Origin of the sequence: Streptomyces sp. CB01881 (genome assembly GCF_002953255.1) — a bacterium.
Classification (GTDB): Bacteria; Actinomycetota; Actinomycetes; order Streptomycetales; family Streptomycetaceae; genus Kitasatospora.
On record NZ_CP026498.1, the window covers coordinates 10,974,718 to 10,979,434 of the forward strand.

At 73.3% G+C, this 4,717-nt stretch carries 3 protein-coding genes and 2 pseudogenes; 1 reads left to right on the forward strand and 4 read right to left on the reverse strand.

Features of this window, described 5'->3' with window-relative positions; genetic code table 11:
- The 4 genes and pseudogenes from C2142_RS37265 to C2142_RS37280 all read right to left on the reverse strand — a co-directional run.
- Positions 1 to 373: pseudogene (locus C2142_RS37265) on the reverse strand (tRNA (adenosine(37)-N6)-threonylcarbamoyltransferase complex transferase subunit TsaD); the annotation flags it as partial.
- A 489-nt stretch (positions 374 to 862) separates the two neighbouring features.
- Positions 863 to 1,729, reverse strand: coding sequence for a CAP domain-containing protein (locus tag C2142_RS37270; RefSeq protein WP_148647164.1), 867 nt, complete (start codon positions 1,727 to 1,729; stop codon positions 863 to 865).
- 304 nt (positions 1,730 to 2,033) lie between these two features.
- On the reverse strand, positions 2,034 to 2,693 hold the full coding sequence (locus tag C2142_RS37275) for a response regulator transcription factor (RefSeq protein ID WP_148647165.1): 660 nt from the start codon (positions 2,691 to 2,693) through the stop codon (positions 2,034 to 2,036).
- Positions 2,690 to 4,003, reverse strand: coding sequence for a histidine kinase (locus C2142_RS37280; RefSeq protein WP_241003056.1), 1,314 nt, complete (start codon positions 4,001 to 4,003; stop codon positions 2,690 to 2,692). Before C2142_RS37280 ends, C2142_RS37275 begins: the two co-directional genes overlap by 4 nt.
- A 325-nt stretch (positions 4,004 to 4,328) precedes the next feature.
- On the opposite strand from C2142_RS37280, the pseudogene C2142_RS41265 reads away from it, so the two are divergent.
- A pseudogene (locus C2142_RS41265) lies at positions 4,329 to 4,717 on the forward strand (hypothetical protein); the annotation flags it as partial.

Below are 4,717 nucleotides of genomic sequence, written 5' to 3' on the forward strand. Positions count from 1 at the left end.
CCGCCGGCGGGAGCGCCTGCCCGGCCCGCACCGGTTTCCTGGCCGCGCTCGGCGGCGGTCTTGAGGCCGGAGAAGGAGAACGCGTACGGCGGGTCGTTCGGCCCGCTGAGGGGGCGGGGGAGGCGCACAGCGTGCGGGTCGCCGTCGCGGGCGGCGCGGTCGCGGGTCCGCCGGGGTAGGGCAGGCGGAGGATGCGGGCGACCTTGTCGAAGCATTCGCCGGCCGCGTCGTCCAGGGTGTCGCCGAGGTGGAGGATCGGGTCGCGGGCGAGGTCGCGCACGAGGAGCAGCGAGGTGTGGCCGCCGGAGACGATCAGCACGGTGCACGGGTCGGGCAGCGGCCCGCCGTCCAGGGTCGCGGCGGCGACGTGCCCGGTGAGGACGCGGCCCCTCGCGGGAGCGGTTCCGGATGTGCCCCGGCGCGGATGCGCCGGGGCACGCCGTCAGGAGGTGCTTCGGTCGGCCGTGGTGAGCGGACCGTAGAGCTCGGGGCGGCGCGTCCGCAGGAGGCCGAACTCCCGCCAGTCCCTGCACTGGCGGGAGGCCAATGCAGCCGTGCCGGAACGTTCCGGCAATAGGGGGCGGGAGCGCCGGGAGCGAGCCGTGCTCAGGTCGGCCCCATGGACGACCCTTCCGAGGGCATCGGCCGGGAGCAGGCGGCGCCCGGGCGCCGGCGTCCCACGCAGTGGCCGTTTCGTGCCCTGCGAACGCGACGCGCCCTCCGGGCCGCCACTGCTCGGTGGCCCGGAGGGCGTCACGTCGGGGCAGCCGGCGGGCGGCCGCGCCGCCGTCCGAGCCGGCCTGCACGCCCCTGCGAGAGCCCCCGGGGCCGCGCTACTGGTCGGCCCCGGGAGTTCGCGGCTTCAGCCGGCGAATTCGTGCACGCCCCACCAGCCGGTGGAGTCGTGGTAGAGGCCGACGCCGATCTCCTTGTACTTGGGGTTGATCTGTGCGGCGTGGTGCCCGGGCGACTCGGTCCACATCTTCTGGAACTGCTCGGCGGCCTGTTGCCCGGTCAGGGAGGCGTCGCTCCACATCACGATGCACTCCCCGGTCAGCGTCCGGCTGCCGGTGAGGCTGGGACCGGCACCCGAGGCGTTCGCCGAGTGGGCGAAACCGGTCTCGCGCATGTGCTGGGCCCACTTCACCGCGAAGTCCGTCAGGTCGGCCTTGACGACCAGGGCCGGGACGCCGTTGCGGGCGCGTTCCTCGTTGATCAGCCGCAGCGACAGCGCCTCGGCGCTGCCGGCCGAGTAGTCCGACGCCGAGGTGTCGGGGGTCGGTACGGTCCTGGGCGGCGCCGTGGTGTCGGGTCGCGCTGTGCCGGCGGTCGGCGCCTTGGTGGCGGGGCTCGGTGCGGCGCCGGTCGGCGGCTTGCTCGGGGCCTTCGCCGCGGCGGGGCTCGAAGGAGCCCTGGTGGCCGGCGCGGCCGGCGCGGTCGACGCACCGGCGGTCGGCGCGCCGGCGGTCGCCGTGCTCGCAGCCGGGGACGGGGCGGCCGAGGCCGTGGTGCCGGCCTGCGTGGGTGCCGAAGGCGACGCGACCGCCGGCGAGGAGGCGGCTGCGGACGGCGAGTTGCCGGTGCCCGTCGCCGTTGCCGTTGCTGCCACGACACCGGCCGTGCCTGCGGCCGTCTCGTCGGCCTCCGGACCGCATGCGCTCAGCGCGGCTGCGATCACCCCGACGGTCACGACAACCGCCACTCCCTGCTTGCGACGTATGGATTGCATGAGCGGAGTTGGACTTCCCTGGTTTCGCCCGGCGGCTGGGAGCGGCACCGCGATGGTTCACACCGCACCTGCTGTCCCGCCGGTCGGCGCCTCTTGCGCCGACACCAGAGGAGACCGGTGGCTTCGGTGGCGATAACACTTACTGATCGTTTCAGAACGGGCCACGTCGAAGGCCTTACGCTTGGCGATCTTGGTCGGCAGGGCGTCCGGGGCCTGCCAGGGCTCGAACCACGGGTCGGGCCACTGTTCGGCGGCGGCCGGTGGGGGAAGCAGGGTGACGCCGTCGATGGCTCCGGCGGCGGCGTCATGCCGGGTGGATGAGGCGGCTCTCGTAGGCGAAGATCACGGCCTGTATCCGGTCGCGGAGTTCGAGCTTGTGCAGGATTCTCCCGAGATGGGACTTCACGGTTGCCTCCGCGAGGTACAGGGTGGCCGCGATCTCGGTGTTGGACAGGCCGCGGCCCACCTGGATGAGCACCTCGCGCTCACGGGCGCTGAGCCGGCCCAGCCGCTCGTCGCGCTCGGCGCTGCTGCCGTCGGGGAGCGGGCCGAGGTGCTCCAGCAGGCGTCGGGTGATCCGCGGGGAGACCACCGCGTCGCCCGCGGCGACGCTGCGTATCGCGGCGAGGAATTCCTCGGGCCTGGTGTTCTTCAGCAGGAAGCCCGAGGCTCCGGCGTTGAGTCCGGCGAAGGCGTACTCGTCCAGGTCGAAGGTGGTGAGGATCAGCACTCTGCTCTGCGGGGAGATCCCGACGAGCTGGCGGGTCGCCTCGATCCCGTCGGTCCCGGGCATCCGGACGTCCATGAGGACGACATCGGGGCGCAGCTCCCGGGCGAGGCGTACGGCCTGGACGCCGTCCGCGGCCTCGCCGACCGGTGCCATGTCGGGCTGGGCCTCCAGGACCGTGCTGAAGGCCATCCGGAGCAGCGCTTCGTCGTCGGCGATCAGGATGCGGATCGTCATGCGGACGCCGCCCCGCTGCTGCCGAGGAGCAGTCGGGTACGGACTCCCCAGCCGCCGCCCGGAAGTGGTCCGGCCTGCAACGTCCCCCCGTAGGCGGCCGAGCGCTCGCGCATGCCGGGGATGCCGTGGCCGGACGGTGTGGCGGCGGGAGGTGGCGGGCAGGGGCCGCTGTCGGTGACGTCCACGGTGACGGCCTCGGTCGAGCACCGTATCCGGACCTTCGCGTGTGTGCCGATGGGTGTGTGCTTGAGGGTGTTGGTCAAGGCTTCCTGTACCAGGCGGTAGACGGTGAGTTGTGCGGTGGCGGGTACGTGGGTGTGGCCGCCGTGGACGTCGAGGCGGGTCGGCAGTCCGGCGGCGCACATCTGGTCGGCGAGGGTCTCCAGTTGTGCGATGCCGGGCAACGGGTGGCGCTCCGCGTCCGGTTCGTCGGTCCGCAGGATGCCCAACGAGCGTCGCATGTCGGTCAGGGCCTGCCGGCCTGTCTCGGAGACCTGGAGCATCGCGGCGGTGGTCTTGTCGGGCGACCGGTGCTGGGCGTAGACGGCGGCGTCGGTGAGCGCGACCATCACGGACAGGTTGTGGGTGACGATGTCGTGCATCTCCCGGGTGATGCGTGTCCTTTCCTCGGCGACGGCCAGTCGCGCCTGCTGTTCCTGTTCGTGCTCCAGGCGTGCGGCCCGTTCCTCCAGGGCCGCGAGGTAGGCGCGGGTGGTCCGCACGTTCACACCGAGGACGGCGGAGGCAACGGCCATCGCGGTGACCGCGACGAAGGGGGTCAGGAAGGCGCCCTCCGTCGCCCAGCGCAGGCAGGCCAGAAGGACCCCTGCCTCCACGACGGCACCGGCGACCAGCGTGCCGCGCCGGCCCGAGTTCGCGGCCGCGGTGTAGAGAGCCACCAACAAGGCGATGTCCGCTGGCAGTTGGACGTCCATCAGCCACTGGACGAAGGCCGCGGCCGTCACGGCGCCGAACACCGTGAGCGGGGCCCGGCGCCGCCACACCAGGGGCAGCGCAAGGGCGGCGGTGAGGGCCCCGGCCGTCGGCAGCTCCTGCAGCGCGCGTGTGGTCACGACGTTGAGGAGGAGAAGCGTCGGCAGCAGCGAGTCCCACGCCATGGGCGGCAGCCGGGAGCCCCAGCGCCCGGCGGCTGTCACCGGTCGCGCCGCTCGTGCGGAGGCCAGGTCGGCGTACCTCGTCAGCCGTGAGGCCGTCCCCGCCCACCGCACCCGGTCCCGCACCCGCGCCTGCGCCCAGCCCCGGTAGCGCACCCGGTGGGCATTGCCGGGTTCCGCGGCCGCCTCGGTCATCACACGTCCCTGTCGATTCAGCATCATGGTGGCCCCGGCCGGGGCCGGCGCCGCGTACGGCCGGATCCGGGTCGAGTACGGGGAACGTACGCCTCGCGCTGCCCGGCACGTACCACAGCCCTGTCACGGTAGGCCGCGGGCGCCGTGGAGCACATGAGCCCACCGTCTGATGGCACCGTGCCGAGGTACGACCTCAGGAGGAGTCCTGATACCTCCCGGGGTCGCAGGGCGGCCGCTGATCCGGCGTGCTCGATTACTGCTCCGGTTGCAGGGGGACCTGCCACGGATGGCGATCCCGGTTGCACACGATGGCGACCCGGGACCGATGTGGCAGCGCACACCCGGCGCCGAGTATGGCGGGGTGACCGAGATCATCGAGGGACTGCCCATGTCCCCCCTGGAAATCCTTGTCCTGCTGGGTGCCGTCGCACTGGTGGTGGCGCGCTGGCTTCCCCCCGCCGCCCGCCCACGCGTCACGATCGCGGCGGGGGCGGTTCTCGTGCTCTCCGCGATCCTGCTGGGTGTGGCGGGGATCCGCTGGCAGATGCTGCCCGTACTGGCAGGCGCCGCCTTCGCGTTGCCGTTCGCCTTCTCTCCCCTGCTGCGACGCCGTACCGGCCGGCCGGCGTGGCGGGCCCGCTGGTGGCTGGCGTTGCCGGGATCGGTGGCCTGCGTCGGCCTGATCGCCACGGGCCCGGTGGCCGCCTGGGCCTT

Excerpts from the sequence above, each read along its gene's own strand:
- C2142_RS37270 (WP_148647164.1), bottom strand. The coding sequence starts at position 1,729 with ATGCAATCCATACGTCGCAAGCAGGGAGTGGCGGTTGTCGTGACCGTC.
- C2142_RS37275 (WP_148647165.1), bottom strand. The coding sequence starts at position 2,693 with ATGACGATCCGCATCCTGATCGCCGACGACGAAGCGCTGCTCCGGATG.
- C2142_RS37280 (WP_241003056.1), bottom strand. The coding sequence starts at position 4,003 with ATGACCGAGGCGGCCGCGGAACCCGGCAATGCCCACCGGGTGCGCTAC.